The organism is Methyloversatilis discipulorum (genome assembly GCF_000385375.1).
Taxonomy (GTDB): Bacteria; Pseudomonadota; Gammaproteobacteria; order Burkholderiales; family Rhodocyclaceae; genus Methyloversatilis; species Methyloversatilis discipulorum_A.
In genome coordinates this window covers 942,031-959,157 of the sequence record NZ_ARVV01000001.1, presented here as the reverse complement: position 1 = coordinate 959,157, position 17,127 = coordinate 942,031, and the positions used below count along the sequence as shown (strand labels likewise).

General features: G+C 65.0%; 17 protein-coding genes. 8 read left to right on the top strand and 9 right to left on the bottom strand.

Annotated features, from left to right (window positions below; all coding sequences use genetic code 11):
- Positions 1-34: 34 nt before the first annotated feature.
- The 4 genes from pssA to METRZ18153_RS0104565 all read right to left on the bottom strand — a co-directional run bounded on the left by pssA (position 35) and on the right by METRZ18153_RS0104565 (position 4,520).
- Positions 35-814 (bottom strand): CDP-diacylglycerol--serine O-phosphatidyltransferase, encoded by a 780-nt coding sequence (pssA, locus tag METRZ18153_RS0104580; protein ID WP_020163612.1) that lies wholly within the window; start codon positions 812-814, stop codon positions 35-37.
- 267 nt (positions 815-1,081) lie between these two features.
- Positions 1,082-2,098 (bottom strand): ketol-acid reductoisomerase, encoded by a 1,017-nt coding sequence (ilvC, locus tag METRZ18153_RS0104575; RefSeq protein ID WP_020163611.1) that lies wholly within the window; start codon positions 2,096-2,098, stop codon positions 1,082-1,084.
- Positions 2,099-2,164: 66 nt separating this feature from the next.
- Positions 2,165-2,656, bottom strand: a complete 492-nt coding sequence (ilvN, locus tag METRZ18153_RS0104570) for an acetolactate synthase small subunit (RefSeq protein WP_019919414.1) — start codon at positions 2,654-2,656, stop codon at positions 2,165-2,167.
- Positions 2,657-2,810: 154 nt separating this feature from the next.
- Positions 2,811-4,520 carry an acetolactate synthase 3 catalytic subunit gene (locus METRZ18153_RS0104565; protein WP_019919415.1) on the bottom strand — a complete coding sequence of 570 codons (1,710 nt, stop codon included), beginning with the start codon at positions 4,518-4,520 and terminating at the stop codon, positions 2,811-2,813.
- Positions 4,521-4,658: 138 nt separating this feature from the next.
- Between METRZ18153_RS0104565 and METRZ18153_RS0104560 the strand changes: the two genes are divergently transcribed.
- From METRZ18153_RS0104560 to METRZ18153_RS0104545, 4 genes are read left to right on the top strand one after another with little or no spacing between them, the layout of a single operon-like run.
- Complete coding sequence (locus METRZ18153_RS0104560) at positions 4,659-5,225, top strand: RNA polymerase sigma factor (protein WP_081629060.1); 567 nt, start codon at positions 4,659-4,661, stop codon at positions 5,223-5,225.
- Positions 5,222-5,647, top strand: a complete 426-nt coding sequence (locus tag METRZ18153_RS0104555; RefSeq protein ID WP_020163609.1) for a DUF3619 family protein — start codon at positions 5,222-5,224, stop codon at positions 5,645-5,647. Before METRZ18153_RS0104560 ends, METRZ18153_RS0104555 begins: the two co-directional genes overlap by 4 nt.
- Positions 5,647-6,099, top strand: a complete 453-nt coding sequence (locus METRZ18153_RS0104550; RefSeq protein WP_020163608.1) for a DUF3106 domain-containing protein — start codon at positions 5,647-5,649, stop codon at positions 6,097-6,099. The genes METRZ18153_RS0104555 and METRZ18153_RS0104550 overlap by 1 nt, the downstream gene beginning before the upstream one ends.
- A gap of 53 nt (positions 6,100-6,152) precedes the next feature.
- Positions 6,153-6,584, top strand: a complete 432-nt coding sequence (locus tag METRZ18153_RS0104545; protein ID WP_020163607.1) for an RDD family protein — start codon at positions 6,153-6,155, stop codon at positions 6,582-6,584.
- Between the two features lie 9 nt (positions 6,585-6,593).
- Here METRZ18153_RS0104545 and lptG read toward each other — a convergent pair whose 3' ends face one another.
- Both lptG and lptF read right to left on the bottom strand, forming a co-directional pair.
- Positions 6,594-7,667 (bottom strand): LPS export ABC transporter permease LptG, encoded by a 1,074-nt coding sequence (gene lptG, locus METRZ18153_RS0104540; RefSeq protein ID WP_020163606.1) that lies wholly within the window; start codon positions 7,665-7,667, stop codon positions 6,594-6,596.
- Positions 7,668-7,670: 3 nt separating this feature from the next.
- Positions 7,671-8,753, bottom strand: coding sequence for an LPS export ABC transporter permease LptF (gene lptF, locus METRZ18153_RS0104535; RefSeq protein WP_020163605.1), 1,083 nt, complete (start codon positions 8,751-8,753; stop codon positions 7,671-7,673).
- Between the two features lie 126 nt (positions 8,754-8,879).
- On the opposite strand from lptF, the gene METRZ18153_RS0104530 reads away from it, so the two are divergent.
- From METRZ18153_RS0104530 to METRZ18153_RS0104515, 4 genes are read left to right on the top strand one after another with little or no spacing between them, the layout of a single operon-like run.
- Entirely contained in the window at positions 8,880-10,373 is a 1,494-nt protein-coding gene (locus tag METRZ18153_RS0104530) for a leucyl aminopeptidase (RefSeq protein ID WP_020163604.1), read from the top strand.
- A gap of 7 nt (positions 10,374-10,380) precedes the next feature.
- Positions 10,381-10,800, top strand: a complete 420-nt coding sequence (locus tag METRZ18153_RS0104525) for a DNA polymerase III subunit chi (protein ID WP_020163603.1) — start codon at positions 10,381-10,383, stop codon at positions 10,798-10,800.
- The gene (locus METRZ18153_RS0104520) at positions 10,797-11,411 is read left to right on the top strand and encodes a hypothetical protein (protein WP_020163602.1); all 615 of its coding nucleotides are present in this window, start codon (positions 10,797-10,799) and stop codon (positions 11,409-11,411) included. The genes METRZ18153_RS0104525 and METRZ18153_RS0104520 overlap by 4 nt, the downstream gene beginning before the upstream one ends.
- A 29-nt stretch (positions 11,412-11,440) precedes the next feature.
- Positions 11,441-14,383 (top strand): valine--tRNA ligase, encoded by a 2,943-nt coding sequence (locus tag METRZ18153_RS0104515; RefSeq protein ID WP_020163601.1) that lies wholly within the window; start codon positions 11,441-11,443, stop codon positions 14,381-14,383.
- A 104-nt stretch (positions 14,384-14,487) separates the two neighbouring features.
- On the opposite strand, the gene METRZ18153_RS0104510 is transcribed toward METRZ18153_RS0104515, so the two are convergent.
- From METRZ18153_RS0104510 to METRZ18153_RS0104500, 3 genes are all read right to left on the bottom strand, one after another.
- Entirely contained in the window at positions 14,488-15,192 is a 705-nt protein-coding gene (locus tag METRZ18153_RS0104510) for a glutathione S-transferase family protein (protein ID WP_029143546.1), read from the bottom strand.
- 35 nt (positions 15,193-15,227) lie between these two features.
- Entirely contained in the window at positions 15,228-15,455 is a 228-nt protein-coding gene (locus METRZ18153_RS0104505; protein WP_019919427.1) for a sulfurtransferase TusA family protein, read from the bottom strand.
- A 101-nt stretch (positions 15,456-15,556) separates the two neighbouring features.
- Positions 15,557-17,011 carry a M48 family metalloprotease gene (locus METRZ18153_RS0104500; protein WP_020163599.1) on the bottom strand — a complete coding sequence of 485 codons (1,455 nt, stop codon included), beginning with the start codon at positions 17,009-17,011 and terminating at the stop codon, positions 15,557-15,559.
- Positions 17,012-17,127 lie beyond the last annotated feature (116 nt).

Genomic DNA, 17,127 nt, shown 5'->3' with positions numbered 1-17,127 from the left:
TCGCCGGGTCGCGCCGCGACAACGGCGTGCCGGCTCAGGCCTCCGGTGGCGTCGGCGGCAGCTGAGGCTTGCGCCGCGAGAAGCGGATCAGCCACATCACGTAGCCGGACAGGCCGTAGGCAACGAACAGGCTGAACAGCACCACCGGCGGGTTGACCGACACGGCGACGAAGGCCAGCACGAATCCGAAAATGACGATGAAGGGCACGCTGCGACGCAGGTTGATGTCCTTGCCGCTCCAGAACTTCACATTGCTCACCATGGTCAGCCCGGCGAACAGCGTGATGACGAAGGCCGCCCAGCGCATGTCGGGTCCGGTGTAGCCGTTGTCGGTCGCCACCCAGACGAGACCGGCCACCAGCGCGGCGGCCGCAGGGCTGGGCAGCCCCTGGAAATAGCGCTTGTCCACGGTACCCAGGTTGGTGTTGAAGCGGGCCAGGCGCAGCGCGGCACCGGCGCAGTAGATGAAGGCGGCGATCCAGCCCCATTTGCCCAGACCGCGCATGGCCCATTCATAGGCGATCAGCGCCGGAGCAGCACCGAAGGACACCATGTCGGACAGCGAATCGAATTCGGCACCGAAGGCCGATTGCGTATGGGTAAGTCGGGCGACACGGCCGTCGAGACCGTCGAGCACCATGGCGATGAAGATGGCGACCGCCGAGTATTCGTAGCGTCCATTCATCGCCTGCACGATGGCGTAGAAACCTGCGAACAGCGAAGCCGTCGTGAACAGGTTGGGCAGGATGTAGATGCCGCGCCGGCGCTTTACCGGGTCGGCAGGCTTGATGTACTGCGGATCGTATTCGGACATGCATTCACTCCGACGAACCATGCGCGGGATCACCGCGGCATGGATTCTGCATTACAGGCCGGTCGGCCATACGTGCTCATTGTCCGACTCGACGGACGGACTGCGCGCTTCGGCGCGGCGAACGGGCGACCACTGCCCTCAACGTATCAGGATGACACGCATCGCGAAAGCGCCGGAGCAACCATGGCGTACCATGGCCCGGAATGCAAAAGGCCCGGCGGCCCGGGCACGGATGTGCCGGAACCGCCGGGCCAGGCGGGACGCCAATCAGTTCTTCGACTGGTCGACCAGCTTGTTCTTGGTGATCCAAGGCATCATGCCGCGCAGCTGCGCGCCAACCTTCTCGATCTCGTGGGCAGCGGTCAGGCGACGACGGGCGGTCATCTCCGGATAGTTGGTCCGGCCTTCGAGGATGAAGTTCTTGGCGTAGTTGCCATTCTGGATGTTGGCCAGGCATTCCTTCATCGCGGCACGGGCTTCGCCGGCGATCACGCGCGGGCCAGTGACGTACTCACCGTATTCCGCGTTGTTCGAGATCGAGTAGTTCATGTTGGCGATGCCACCTTCGAAGATCAGGTCGACGATGAGCTTCACTTCGTGCAGGCATTCGAAGTAGGCCATTTCCGGCGCGTAACCGGCTTCGGTCAGCGTTTCGTAGCCGGCCTTGATCAGCTCGACCAGACCACCGCACAGCACGGCCTGTTCGCCGAACAGGTCGGTTTCGGTCTCTTCGCGGAACGAGGTTTCGATCACGCCACCCTTGGTGCCGCCGTTCGCAGCCGCATACGACAGCGCGAGGTCACGCGCCTTGCCCGACTTGTCCTGGTACACGGCGATCAGCGACGGCACGCCGCCTCCGCGCAGGTACTCGGAACGCACGGTGTGGCCCGGGCCCTTCGGCGCGACCATGACGACGTCCAGGTCTTCGCGCGGGATGACCTGGTTGTAATGGATGTTGAAGCCGTGGGCGAACGCCAGGGTCGCGCCCTTCTTGATGTTCGGCTCGACGTCACCGTAATAGACCTGCGGAATGTTCTCGTCCGGCAGCAGGATCATGACCAGGTCGGCGCCCTTCACCGCGTCGCCGACTTCCTTCACCTTCAGGCCGGCGCCTTCCGCCTTCTTCCACGACGCGCCGCCCTTGCGCAGGCCGACCGTGACCTTGACGCCGGAGTCCGACAGGTTCTGTGCGTGGGCATGGCCTTGCGAACCGTAGCCGACGATGGTGACTTTCTTGCCTTTGATCAGGGACAGGTCTGCGTCCTTGTCGTAGAAGACTTTCATGGGTTTTCCCTTGTGCTGTGTAGGTTTATGCGGTGCTGCGGGCTGGAGCGGAATGCGGTGTGCGGATCAGAGGCGCAGGATGCGGTCGCCGCGGCCGATGCCGGCGACGCCGGTGCGCACGGTTTCCAGGATCAGCGAACTGTCGATCGCGCCGACGAAGGAATCGAGCTTCGCGGTGTTGCCGGTCAGTTCGATCACATAGGTCGAGTCGGTCACGTCGATGATGCGGCCGCGGAAGATGTCGGCGACACGCTTCAGTTCTTCGCGGTCCTTGCCGGTGGCGCGCACCTTGATGAGCATCAGTTCGCGCTCGATGTGCGCGGCCTCCGACAGGTCGACCACCTTCACCACCTCGATCAGCTTGTTCAGCTGCTTGGTGATCTGCTCGATGATGTCGTCCGAGCCGGTGGAAATGATGGTCATGCGCGACAGCGAACCATCTTCGGTCGGTGCCACGGTCAGCGATTCGATGTTGTAGCCACGCGCCGAGAACAGGCCGGACACGCGCGACAGCGCGCCCGCTTCGTTCTCGATCAGTACGGAAATGACATGCCTCATTGCGAGCGCCTCTTTCTGGAAATCAGGAACCGCCGCCGCGAAGACGGGCTGCCGGAGGCCGGTGCCCGCTGCCTGACAGACCGGTAAGTCCGTCAGGCGGACCCGGCGACGCATGGCTGCCGGGGTCCGCGCACGACAGTGTCGGGGTAATGCGTTACAGGTCCTCGGACGACAGGATCATGTCGGTCAGACCCTTGCCGCCCATCACCATCGGATACACGTTCTCGGTCGGATCGACCTGGAAGTCGATGAACACCAGATCGTTCTTGCGCTTGAAGGCCTCGCGCAGCGCGTCCTCGACGTCACCGGGCTTCTCGACCCGGATGCCGACGTGGCCATAGGCCTCGGCCAGCTTGGCGAAATCGGGCAGCGAATCCATGTAGGACTCGGAGTAACGGTTGCCGTGGATGATTTCCTGCCACTGGCGGACCATGCCCAGATACCGGTTGTTCAGGCTGCAGATCTTCAGTGGAATGCGGTACTGCTTGCAGGTCGACAGTTCCTGGATGTTCATCTGCACCGAACCTTCACCGGTCACCACCGCCACCGGCGAGCCCGGGTGGGCGAGCTGTACGCCGATGCCGTAGGGAATGCCCACGCCCATCGTGCCCAGACCGCCGGAATTGAGCCAGCGGCGCGGCTTGTCGAACTTGTAGTACTGCGCAGCCCACATCTGGTGCTGGCCGACGTCGGACGTGATGAAGGCGTCGCCCTTGGTCACTTCCCACAGCTTCTCGACCACGAACTGCGGCTTGATCACTTCGTCGCTCTGCTTGTACTTCAGGCAGTCACGACGGCGCCATTCCTCGATCTGCTTCCACCACTCGCCGAGCGCTTCCTTGTCCGGGCGGTCGTTCGACGCATCGAGCAGGCGCAGGATGTCGTCCAGCACGTCCGGCAGATTGCCGACGATGGGCACATCCACCTTCACGCGCTTGGAAATCGACGACGGGTCGATGTCGATGTGGATGATCTTGCGCGCGACGCGGGCAAAGTCGGCCGGGTTGCCGATCACGCGGTCATCGAAGCGGGCACCGACCGCGATCAGCACGTCGCAGTACTGCATCGCCATATTGGCTTCGTAGTTGCCGTGCATGCCGAGCATGCCGACGAACTGCTTATCGGTGGCCGGATAGGCACCGAGGCCCATCAGCGTGTTGGTACACGGGGCACCGAGCGTGCGCACCAGCTTGGTCAGCTTTTCCGAACAGTCGGACAGGATGACGCCGCCGCCGGCGTAGATCATCGGGCGCTTGGCTTCCAGCAGCAGCTGGACGGCCTTCTTGATCTGGCCCTGGTGACCCTTGGTGATCGGGTTGTAGGAACGCATCGTGACCGACTTCGGATAATCGAACTCGGCCTTGGCCATCGTGATGTCCTTCGGGATATCGACCAGCACCGGGCCCGGACGGCCGGTCTTCGCGATATAGAAGGCCTTCTTGATGGTGGTGGCGATGTCCTTGACGTCCTTGACCAGGAAGTTGTGCTTCACGCAGGGACGGGTGATGCCGACCGTGTCGCACTCCTGGAAGGCATCCTGACCGATGGCCGCAGTCGGCACCTGACCGGAAATGATCACCATCGGGATCGAATCCATGTAGGCGGTCGCGATGCCGGTGATCGCGTTGGTCACACCGGGGCCGGAGGTCACCAGCGCGACACCGACGCGCTCGGTCGAACGCGAATAGGCATCAGCGGCGTGCAGTGCAGCCTGCTCGTGGCGGACCAGTACGTGCCGGACCTTGTCCTGCTTGAAAAGCTCGTCGTACAGGTACAGCACGGCGCCGCCGGGATAGCCGAAAACATACTCGACCTTTTCTTCCGCAAGGCACCTGACTACAATTTCCGCTCCGGTCAAAAGCATCGCCACACCTGTAAAAAAATTCCGGAAAAGCCGCAAAGGGTAGCTGTCGCACAGTTCCCGGTCAAGGCATTTTCGGCATCGCACGGGCCTGACCGCCCGCTCCGCAGCGATCGCCACCCACCCTGAGAAAGACACATCCTGGCATCTCGCGAAGAACTTTCCGGCTTTCTCGCCGCGGTCGAACGGCGCGCCTTCAAACAGGCCGTATTCGCGCTGCGCGACGACGAATCCGCACTCGATGCCGTGCAGGACGCGATGATGAAGCTCGCGGAAAAGTACGCCGACCGGCCGGCGGAAGAGTTTCCGATGCTGTTCCAGCGCATCCTGCAGAACGTGATCCGCGACATGTTCCGGCGGCGCAAGGTGCGCTCGACCTGGACCACGCTGCTGTCGTCCTTTACCGGCTCGGACGAGGACGACGATTACGACCCGCTCGACAACATGGTGATCGACGAGCCGTCGGAACTGGGTCGTACGCCGGAGCAGAACCTCGAACAGAGCGAGGTGATGGCTCTGATAGAGCGTGAAATATCCCGCCTCCCGACGCGTCAACGCGAAGCTTTTCTGATGCGTTACTGGGAAGAATTGGACATTGCCGAAACGGCCGCCGTCATGGGCTGTTCGGAAGGCAGCGTCAAGACGCATTGCTCGCGCGCGACCCACGCGCTCGCTGCCGCCCTCAAACTGCGTGGCATCAAGCTATGAAATCCACCGTTCGAACGACATTTCCGTCCGCGGCGACCGACGAGGCCGCGATCGGCCAGCGCGTGCACGCGGCGCTCGAAGCCTCCTGCACCGAACTGCCCCCCGACATCGTGTTCCGCCTGCGCCAGTCACGCGAGCGCGCACTGGAGGCCGCCACGCCACGCCGCCGACTGGCATGGCTGCCCCGTTTTGCCGGGCTGCCGGGCCATCTGGGCGGCGGCTGGCTGCGCGACGGACTGGCGCCGGCCGTCGGTATCCTGATGCTCGCACTGATCGCCGCCCTGGCCAGCCAGCAATCGCAGGACGAGCGCTTCAACGAATCCCTCGACATCGACAGCGCCCTGCTGACCGACGATCTGCCTATCGACGCCTACCTCGATCGCGGTTTCGGAGCCTGGCTCGACAGCCAGGGCAGGTCCTGATGCGACGCAAGTTTGCCGGTGCACTGCTTGCAGCCACCCTCGCCTGCGCCGGCGCATCAGCACAGACCCGGGCACCTGGCTGGCATCAGCTCGGCCAGGCCGAACAGGCCATCCTGTCGCCGCTGGCAGCGGACTGGGACAGCTTCGACGCCGAACGCCGCCGCAAGTGGCTCGATCTGGCCGCGCGCTACCCGTCGATGACGGTGGAGGAACAGTCGCGGATGCGTGCCCGCATGAGCTACTGGGGCAGTCTGACGGCACAGGAGCGCATCGAGGCACGCGAGCGCTACAAGCGCCTGCAGGCTATGCCCGCCGACCAGCGCGAAACGCTGCGCCGGCAATGGGAAGCCTACGAAGGGCTGTCGCCGGAGGAACGCAGCCGGCTCGGCGCGGCCCAACGCCCGGGCAGCAAGGCGCCGGGCGCGGCGGCGGCGGCGCCGGTCCGCAAGTAAACAGGCAGCTTAGCCGTCCAATTCATAACGCGGCCACGCCGCACCGCTTCCACATGTCAGAAACGACCCGTTATCCGGCGGCCGGCCTGCGCCGGCGCCTCGCATCGCTGCTCTACGAATCCCTGCTGCTGCTTGGTGTGCTGGCGGCCGGTTTCATGCTGCCCTATCTGATCGTCGGGCTGTTCTTCGAACTGGCGCCGCAGGGCTGGTTCGCCTGGCTGCACATCCTGCTGCTGCTTGGCCTGTATTTCGTTCACTACTGGCGCCGTGGCGGACAGACGCTGGCCATGCAGACCTGGGGGATACGTGTCGTCGACGCGACGCAGGACAGGCCGCCCGAACTGAAACGCGCGCTCGCGCGCTATCTGCTGAGCTGGCCGTCGCTGCTGTTCTGCGGCGTCGGGCTGTTCTGGGCCTTGTTCGACCGCGACCGCCAGTTCCTGCACGACAGACTGGCCGGCACCCGGGTCATCCGCATCAAGTGAGCGAAGCGCTCAACGGCGGTCCTCCCACCACAGCATGGCCGCCGCAGCGAATACGAAGAGGAAGCCTGGCGTCAGTGCCGCCGCATAAGGCGGCCACGAGTTGATCGCGCCGAGGTTCGAGAACAGGCCGTTCAGCATGTGGAACAGCACGCCTATCATCACGCCGGTGAACACCTTGATGCTGACCGCCGCATTGCGGTTGTGCATGTAGGCGAATGGCAGCGCGAGCGCCAGCATGACGAAGCAGGCAAGCGGATAGCTGAATTTCTTCCACAGCGCGATTTCGTAGCGGCCGGTCTCCTGTCTGTTGTCCGACAGGTGCCGGATGTAGTGCCACAGCTTCCACGCCGACATCCGCTCCGGCACCACCAGCATCACGCTCATCACATCCGGACTAAGATCGGAATCCCACACCAGTGTGTCCGACTTGCTCACCTTGGCGCCGTTCTCCGAGAAGTCCGTGCGGGTGACGTCGGTGAGCACCCATCCGGCAGGCGCCTGGTAGCCGCCGCTTGCCGCCTCCAGCACGGACAGCAGTTCCCGGCTGTCGTTGAACTCGAAAATGCGGATCTTGCGCAGCACCCCCTCGGGCGTGACGCTGCCGATATTGACGAAATCGTGACCGTCCTTGACCCAGAAGCCGCTGCGGAACTCGCCGGTGAGCAGCTGCGAACGGGCCGACAGCTTCAGTTCCTGCGCCGCGCGCTCGGCCGGTGGCGCGATGAATTCGCCAGTGACGAAGGTGAGCAGCACGAAGGGCAGGCCGATGCGTGCAAGCAGACGCAGGATGCGACCGGTCGACATCCCCGACGCACGCAGCACGGTGATTTCCGAATGGCGCGACAGCGTGGTCAATGAGTACAGCGCGCCGATCAACACCGCGATCGGCAGCGTTTCGTACACACGACCGGGCATGGTCAGCACCGTGTACATCACCGCGTGCTGCAGGCCGTAATTGCCGCGCCCCAGGTTATCGAGCTCGTTGATCAGGTCGAAGAAACCGAACAGCCCGAGAAAGGCCGCCAGCACCAGCAGTGTGGCCAGGGCGACTTCGCGGCGGATGTAGCGTTCGTGGATCAGCATCGATCAACGCCCCAGCCAGGTGCGCGGCAAGTGGCCATACATGCGCCAGGCGAACATGCCGGCCAGCAGCAGGAACATGCCGCCGTGCAGCGTCCACAGCACGCCGCCGAAGGACAGCTTGCCCTGCGACACCCAGGCCTGGGTGATGCTCAGCAGATTCGAATAGACGAGATAGATCAGCAGCGCCATCAGCAGATTGTTGGCGCGCCCGGCGCGCGGATTGACGAAAGACAGCGGGATGGCAAGCAGGGCCAGATTCAGCGCAGCAATCGGCAGACCGATGCGGAAAGCCAGCTCGCCCATGTTCGGTGCGGTCGGGTCGGCCAGCAGTTCCTCGACCGTCAGCAGGTAGGGGCGCGACTCGACACCCTGCGCTTCCTTCGTTTCGATCCGCACCGCGTAACGTTCGAATTCCATCACGCGGTACTCCGGGCTGCCCGGCTCGCCCTCGTAGCGGCGTCCGTTCAGCAGCACGACGAAGCGGTCGCCGGATTCCATGGTCTGCGTGTAGCCGTCACCGGCGACGATGACGCCGACCTTGCCCTTGTCGGTCGTGCTGACGAAGATGTTCTTGACCGCGCCGTCGGTGCCGTCGCCGCTCTCGACGAAGAACACCCGGTTGGCCTGCGACGACTCGCGGAAGCTGCCGGGCGACATCTGCGCCACGTCGTCGCGGTTGCTCATTCGGGTGCGGAATTCGGCGCTCTTCACCTGCGACCACGGCGCCAGGTACAGCGACAGCACCCCGACCGCGATCACCATGGGCAACGCGAACAGCAGCACTGGCCGCACCCAGGCGGACAGGGGCAGACCGGTCGCGAACCACACCACCATTTCCGAATCCCGCCAGCTGCGGGACATCGCCAGCAGCACCGATATGAACAGCGTCAGCGACAGGATCACGCCCAGATAGCGCAGCGCGCCGAAGCCGAGCAGCGCCATCACCGCTTCCGATGCCACTTTCCCGCCCGCCGCCTGTCCGAGCAGGCGCACGAGCTGAGTGGACAGCACGATCGCGAACAAGGCGACGAACACCGTCAAAGCGGTACTGGCGAATTCGCGCAGGGCGGCGCGCTGGAAGATCAAGCCTGGGGCTCCGTGCGGAACGCCTTCGCGCAAAGCCGCGTCAGGCCGTTCTTTTTTGACTCGCGCGCGGCTTCACGCCGATAATCGGGCGATCTGAAGCAGCGCGAACTGATAGAGGAGAAGCGGGTGGAATTTAGCATAAAGAGCGGCGGCCCCGAGAAACTGCGCACCGGCGCCCTGGTCGTGGGTGTATTCGAGTCGCGCAAACCGGGCGCGGCAGCCGCGGCGCTCGACGCCGCCAGCAAGGGCCGCATCGCCGACATCCTCGGCAGCGGCGACATGGACGGCAAGTCCGGCACCACGCTGCTGCTGCACAAGCTGCCGGGCATCGCCGCCGAACGCGTGCTGCTGGTCGGCCTCGGCAAGGAAAAGGAATTCGGTCTCAAGGAATACCGCGACGCGGTTGCCGCCAGCGTGCGTGCGCTGCGCGACACCGGCGCCAGCGACGCAGTGAGCACGCTGGCCGAAGTCGCCCCGCGCAAGGTCGGCACAGCCGGCGCATTGCGTCAGGCCGCCATCGTCGCACTCGACGTGCTGTACCGCTACGACACCCACGCCCGCAACAAGAAGGACGAGTCGCGCGCACTGGCCGCGCTCGGCTTCACGCTGCCGAAGAAAACCGCGGCGTCTGCTGCCGCCGACGCGCTTGCACAGGGCGAAGCGATCGGTCACGGCATGGCGCTCGCGAAGACGCTCGGCAACCTGCCGCCCAACGTCTGCACGCCGACCTATCTCGCCGAACAGGCACTCGAACTTGGCAAGAAGTCGGATATCGCCGTCACCGTGCTCGACCGCGCCGACATTCAGAAGCTGGGTATGGGTTCCTTCCTGTCGGTCGCTGCCGGCTCGCGCCAGCCGCCCAAGTTCATCGCGATGGAGTACCGCGCCGGCAAGAAGAACGAGGCGCCCATCGTGCTGGTCGGCAAGGGCATCACCTTCGACACCGGCGGCATTTCGCTGAAGCCGGGCGAAGGCATGGACGAGATGAAGTACGACATGTGCGGCGCCGCCAGCGTGCTTGGCACCTTCCAGGCGCTGGCCGCGATGAAGCTGCCGCTGAACGTGATCGGCCTCATCCCGACCACCGAGAACATGCCGGGTGGCGCAGCCACGCGGCCCGGTGACGTGGTCAAGTCGATGTCCGGCCAGACCATAGAAATCCTGAACACCGACGCCGAAGGCCGGCTCATCCTGTGCGATGCGCTGACCTACGCCGAGCGTTACGAGCCCGCCTGCGTAATCGATATCGCGACGCTGACCGGTGCCTGCATCATCGCGCTGGGCCACGTCACCAGCGGCCTGATGGCCAACGACGACGCGCTGGCCGACGAACTGCTGGCCGCCGGCCAGACCTCTTGGGACCGCGCCTGGCGCCTGCCGATCTGGGAGGATTACCAGGATCAGCTGAAGAGCAACTTCGCCGACATGGGCAATATCGGTGGCCGCCCCGCCGGGTCGATCACCGCCGCCTGCTTCCTTGCCCGTTTCGCGAAGAAGTTCAAGTGGGCGCACCTGGACATCGCCGGTACCGCATGGAAGAGCGGCAAGGAAAAGGGCGGCACCGGTCGTCCGGTACCGCTGCTGACCCACTTCCTGCTCGAACGCGCCGGCAAGCTCTGAGGCACGCATGGCGGTCGCCGAATTCCACCACGACGCGCCCGATAAGCTGCGCCACGCCTGTGCGCTGGTGGCGCAATGGCACGCCGCGGGGCGTCGCGTGTGGATACATTGCGACAACGACGCGCTGGCCGCGCGGCTCGACCAGATGTTGTGGGTGTTCGAGCCGCTGGCCTTCATTCCGCATGTGCGCGACGGCCACCCGCTGAGCGACGCGACGCCGGTGCGCATCGGCCGCGATCCGGCGTCGGCCCCGGCCGACGCCGTACTGCTCAATATGGCGCACGACGTGCCGGCCGGTTTCGAGCAGCGCGCGCACATCGTCGAGATCGTCAGTCAGGACCCCGCCGACCGCGACGCGGCGCGCACGCGCTACGTGCGCTACCGGCAGGGCGGATTCGACATGCAGACACGAAAGGCTGAAGCATGAGCGACGACCTGATCGGCCGAGCCGATTCGCTGATGCGGCGCAGCCGCACCTTCGTTGCCGGCCGGGTCGCCCCGGCCGTGGTGGACGACGGCATCCCGCTGCTGACAGAGGAAGTCGATCTCGACACCCTGGTGCCGGAACCCGAGGACCGCAGCGCCGAAATCACCGCGGCGGTGACCGCGGAGGTCACGGAGCGAGTGACGGCCGAAGTCACCGAGCGGGTCACCGTGGAAGTGACCGAACGCGTCACCGCCGACGTGACGGAACGCGTGACCGGCGAGGTTGCGCGCGCGGTCGGCATCGAAGTCCGGGAGCGTCTGCAGCAGACCACGTCCGACGCACTGTCGCAGCAGTTTTCCGACCTGCCCGCGCTGATCCAGAGCCGCATCGACGACTGGTGCACGACCACGCTGCCGGCGCTGGTCAGCATCGAGATGCAGGTGGCGTTCGAGGCGGCGCTGGGCGCCGCACTGGAGAATGCAACAGCCCGCATCCGCGAACAGGCAGTACTCGATCTGCGCGAATCCATCGCCGCCGACATCGAAAACCGCAGTCAGGCCGTGCTCAACGCCACGGTCGAACCTTCGGACCAGCCCGACCAGCCCCTATAATCGCGGGTTTGCATCCACGCAGACCCGTCATGACGCTGGCCAAGAGCTTCGAACCGGCCGACATCGAACGCCGCTGGTACCCCGAGTGGGAATCGCGCGGCTATTTCGCTGCCGGCCTGGACACAGACACCCCGAACAAGCCCAACTTCTGCATCCTGCTGCCGCCGCCGAACGTCACCGGCACGCTGCACATGGGTCATGGCTTCAACCAGACCCTGATGGATGCGCTGACGCGCTATCACCGCATGCGCGGCGACAACACGTTGTGGCAGCCGGGCACCGACCACGCGGGCATCGCCACGCAGATCGTGGTCGAGCGCCAACTCGACGCCCTGGGCATCTCACGCCACGACCTCGGCCGCGAGGAGTTCGTGAAGAAGGTGTGGGAATGGAAGGAGTACTCCGGTTCCACCATCACCCGCCAGATGCGCCGCCTCGGCACCTCGCCCGACTGGACGCGCGAGCGCTTCACGATGGACGAAGGCCTGTCGAAGATCGTCACCGAAACCTTCGTCCGTCTGCATGAAGAGGGCCTGATCTATCGCGGCAAGCGCCTGGTGAACTGGGACCCGGTTCTGGGCACCGCTGTGTCCGACCTTGAAGTGGTGCAGGAAGAGGAAGCCGGTTCGCTGTGGCACATCCGCTATCCGCTGGCCGATGGTTCCGGTCATCTGACCGTCGCCACCACCCGCCCGGAAACCATGCTCGGCGACGTCGCGGTCATGGTGCATCCGGAGGACGAGCGCTACAGCGCGCTGATCGGCAAGACGGTGAAGCTGCCGCTGACCGACCGGGAGATTCCGGTCATCGCCGACAGCTACGTCGATCGCGAATTCGGCACCGGCGTGGTCAAGGTGACCCCGGCGCACGATTTCAACGACTACGCGGTCGGCCAGCGTCACGGTCTGACCATGATTTCCATCCTGACGCTGGATGCGAAGATCAACGACAACGCGCCGGAAAAATACCGCGGTCTCGACCGCTTCGCCGCACGCAAAGCCATCGTCGCCGACCTGGAAGCCTCGGGCCTGCTGGAAAAGACCGACAAGCACACGCTCAAGGTGCCGCGTGGTGACCGCACGAATGCCGTGATCGAGCCCATGCTGACCGACCAGTGGTTCGTCGCGATGAGCAAGCCCGGTCCGGACGGCAAGAGCATCACGCAGAAGGCGCTCGACGTGGTGGCGAGCGGCGAAATCCGCTTCCACCCGGAAAACTGGGTGAACACCTACAACCAGTGGCTGAACAACATCCAGGACTGGTGCATTTCGCGCCAGCTGTGGTGGGGCCACCAGATTCCGGCCTGGTACGACGATCAGGGCAATGTGTTCGTCGCGCACTCCGAAGCCGAGGCCTATCAGAAGTATTTCGAGCACCTCGCGCAATCGAACCCCGACCTGAAGCGCCTCGCCGTCGCCACCGCGATGGCGCGCGAAATGTCCGGCGACACGCTGCCCGAGGTCGGCCGCAACTACGCGATCAAGGAAAACCTGCCGCTGCTCAAGCGTGACGAGGACGTGCTCGACACCTGGTATTCGTCGGCGCTGTGGCCCTTCTCGACGCTGGACTGGACACCGGACTGGGAGCCGGGCAACCCGGAGAAAAGCAATCCGGCGCTCGACCTCTACCTGCCCTCCTCGGTGCTGGTGACCGGCTTCGACATCATCTTCTTCTGGGTGGCGCGCATGGTCATGATGACCACGCACATCACCGGCCGCATTCCGTTCCGCGACGTCTATGTGCACGGCCTGATCCGCGACGCGGAAGGCCAGAAGATGTCGAAATCCAAGGGCAATGTGCTGGACCCGATCGACCTGATCGACGGCATCGCGCTCGACGATCTGGTGAAGAAGCGCACCACCGGCCTAATGAATCCGAAGCAGGCGGAACAGATCGAGAAACGCACCCGCAAGGAGTTTCCGGACGGCATCCCCGCCTTCGGCACCGACGCGCTGCGCTTCACCTTCGCCTCGCTCGCCAGCCCCGGCCGCGACATCAAGTTCGACATGCAGCGCTGTGAGGGCTACCGCAACTTCTGCAACAAGCTGTGGAACGCCACCCGCTTCGTGCTGATGAACTGCGAAGGCCAGGACTGCGGCATGGCGCCGTGCAACGACGACTGCGGCCCGGACGGTCCGCTGCACTTCCAGGCGCCCGACCTGTGGATCGTCAGCGAACTGCAGCGCGTCGAAGCCGAAGTCGAGAAACAGTTCGGCGACTACCGTTTCGACCTGGTGGCGCAGGCCATCTACCGCTTCGTGTGGGACGAGTACTGCGACTGGTACCTCGAACTGGCCAAGGTGCAGATCCAGAACGGCACACCCGCCCAGCAGCGCGCCACCCGCCGCACCCTGCTGCGCGTGCTCGAAACGGTGCTGCGTCTGGCTCACCCGCTGATTCCCTTCATCACCGAAGAGCTGTGGCAGACGGTGGCCCCGCTGGCCGAGCGCAAAGAAGGCGAGTCGATCCAGCTGGTACGCTACCCGCAGGCCAATCTGAGCCGCATCGACGCGACCGCCGACGCCTGGGTGGCGGAACTGAAGACCATGATCGACGCCTGCCGCAGCCTGCGTGGCGAGATGGGCGTGTCGCCCGCCACCAAGGTGCCGCTGCTGGCTGCCGGCAAGACCGAGGCGATCCGTGGCTACGCACCCTACCTTGCCGCGCTCGCCAAGCTCAGCGAGGTGCAGGCGGTGGGTGACGCGCTGCCGGATTCGCCAGCGCCGGTGCAGGTGGTGGGCGATTTCCGCCTGATGCTGAAGATCGAGATCGACGTCGCTGCCGAGCGCGAGCGCGTCGGCAAGGAGATCGCCCGCGTCAAAGGCGAGATCGCGAAATGCGAAGCCAAGCTCGGCAACGAGAGCTTCGTCGGCCGCGCCCCCGCCGCCGTGGTCGAGCAGGAGCGCAAGCGCCTCACCGATTTCGGCGATCTTTTGGTCAAGCTGGAAGAACAGCTGGGGCGATTGGGGTGACGCGAGGGGCTGGGGGCTAGGGGTTTGGGGCTAGCGGATTGCGGGCGGCGAAGCCGCCCGGAAACTTTTCTAGTCCCCAGCCCCTAACCCCTAGCCCCTGCCCCCTAGCCCCTCCAATAAACCTGCCTCATCCGCTCGCAGTAGCGCACGATGGACGGGTAGTCGCGCTCGATCAGCCGCTTGAATGGAATGTCGACATCGACGAACACGACATTGGCCAGCATGCCGTAGGCCGTTGCATCGATGCTGGAGGGGTGGCCAAACAGGAAGGGCTTGTCACCGAGCACGGTGGCGACGGCGTCGATGTCGCGCATGCCCATATCGGTGATTTCGTCAGCGGTGTGACGGCCTACGCCCGCCGCCTTCACCTGCTTCACCATGCCGCCGCGCGCGAGCGCCGGCACGAACCACTTGTAGGGCGCGCCCATGCCGCCGAAAAAGGCGTCGCGCGTCGCCGGCCAGTAACGGTCGTCGGCCCAGCGGAAATGGAGCACGCACCAGTAGGCATGTTCTTCCAGCGTACGCTGGAGCATCAGCGATTGTGCGCGCTGATTGCGATCGAGGTGATCGTCCAGCGCCACACCGTGGCGCCGCTTCAGGTGATCGATGATGAGCCCGCTGTCCGCGAGCACGGTGCCATCGTCGTCGATGATGTGCGGCAGCTTGCCCTTGGGCGCCTTGCCCAGATTCATCGTGTAGACGTTCTGGTAGGGCAGCCCGGCCATGCGCAGCCAGGTTTCAAGCTTGAGGCAGAAGCCGCTCGCATTGGGCAGGCCCATCGCCGGAGGAAACTGGAAAAGACGGATCATGTTTTCCCCCGTTATTCTGGCGCCGGCCGCTGCGCTTACTTGCGTCGCAGCAGGAAGAAGAATTCCTTGTTCGCTTCGCCGCTGTCGAGCAGGGTGTTGCCCGTCTGCCGTGCGAAGGCCTCGAAATCGCGCACCGCGCCGGGATCGGTCGCCACCACGCGCAGCACCTGACCGCTGCTCAGTTCCGAAAGCGCTTTCTTGGTGCGCAGGATGGGCAGCGGACAGTTCAGGCCACGCGCATCCAGTTCCTTGTCGAATTCCATGTTTCACCCCGTGCTTGGAGCGGCGTTTATACCCGCTGTCGCGGCGGTGATCAACGCCACGGCTTTGAGTCCGGGCGCCCGGTCGTCATCCGCCTGGCCGCCTACATGCCGTCGCGCCGCTGCTCGGCGAGCCGCTCGCGCAGTTCGCGCAGCCGCGCATCGACCGCAGACTGCTGGTAGAAATCCCCGTCGGCAGCGCGCTGGGCCAGTTCGAGCTGTTCGATGGCGGCCTGATACTGCCCATTCAGCACATAGGCCTCGGCCTGCGCACGGTGCTGCGCCAGGCGCTTGCCGAGCAGCGCATAGGTCCGCGCCTGGTACTGGTAGAGCTGTGGGTCCTGGGTAGTGACGGACACCTCGCCATTGACGACCGTCAGCGCCTCGTCCGGACGATTGTCGGCCAGCAGCGCCTCGATCAGTCCATACAGCAGCGCGCGCGAACGCGCGGATCGGCTCAGTCCGTCACGAAAGCGCTCGACCGCCTCGGCCGGACGCCCGGCGTCCAGGCTGATGCGCCCGCCCAGGTTGTCGAGCATCGGCGACGCAAAGCCGTCGGCGCGCAAGCCATCGAGTTCCTGCTGCGCGCGCTTGAAGTCGCGCAAGCGCAGTGCCGCGTGCGCCAGACCGAAGCGCGCGGCGACGCGCGCGTTGCCCTGGACATCGCGCAGCCGGCTCTCGAACTCGGCCATCGCCTCGCGCGCATCACCATCGTAGGCACGCAGCTTGGCGCGCACCAGCAGGAAATCGATGCTGTCCGGCACCTGGCGGTAGGCGGTCTGCTGGATGCGCGCGGCCGCGTCGGCGATACGCTCGGTAGTCAGCGGGTGGGTGCGCAGGTAGGCCGGCGAATTCGCTTCGTAGAAGCGCACCGAGCGCTGCATGCGCTCGAAGAAGGCTGCCATGCCGCGCGTGTCGAAGCCGGCGCCGTCCAGCATCTGGATGCCGATACGGTCCGCCTCGCGTTCGAAGTCGCGGGTGTAGGAAAGTTGCGTAGCGATGTTCGCCGCCTGGCCACCGACCAGCGCGGCCTGCGCCGCCTGTGAGTTGCCGCGCGCAGCCAGCGCCGCGATGATCAGCGAGGCGATCGCGATCACGCTCATTTCGCCACGCTTGGAATACAGCCGTGCGATGTGCCGCTGCGTCACGTGCGAAATTTCGTGCGCGATCACCGAAGCAAGTTCGGATTCGCTCTGCGCGGCGACGATGAGGCCCGTATGCACGCCGATGAAGCCGCCGGGCCAGGCGAAGGCGTTCAGCGTCGGGTCGCGCAGCGCGAACAGTTCGAAGCTCTGTGTCGAATCCGGCAACTTGGACACCAGTCGGTCGGCCAGCTGGTTCAGGTAGCCGTTGATCTCCGGATCGTTGATGTAGCTGCGCTCGCGCACCCGCATGTCGCGCCACAGCGATTCGCCGATGCGACGTTCGAGCGACGGCGGCAGATCAGCCTGGGCGACGTCGCCCAGATCGGGCAACGTATTGGCTGGCGCGGCAAGCGGCAGCAGGAGCAGCACGGCGACCGCCTTGCGCAGCCGGCGGGAGGACAGGAAGTGACTCATGGCGATGCTATGATAACGGGCAGGCGTGAACGGTCGTTCGGCAGCAGGTGAGCATTCGTCAGCGATCCGTTACCGCGTGTGACGCTGCCCCGCAAACAGAGGCGGCGCAACAAGAA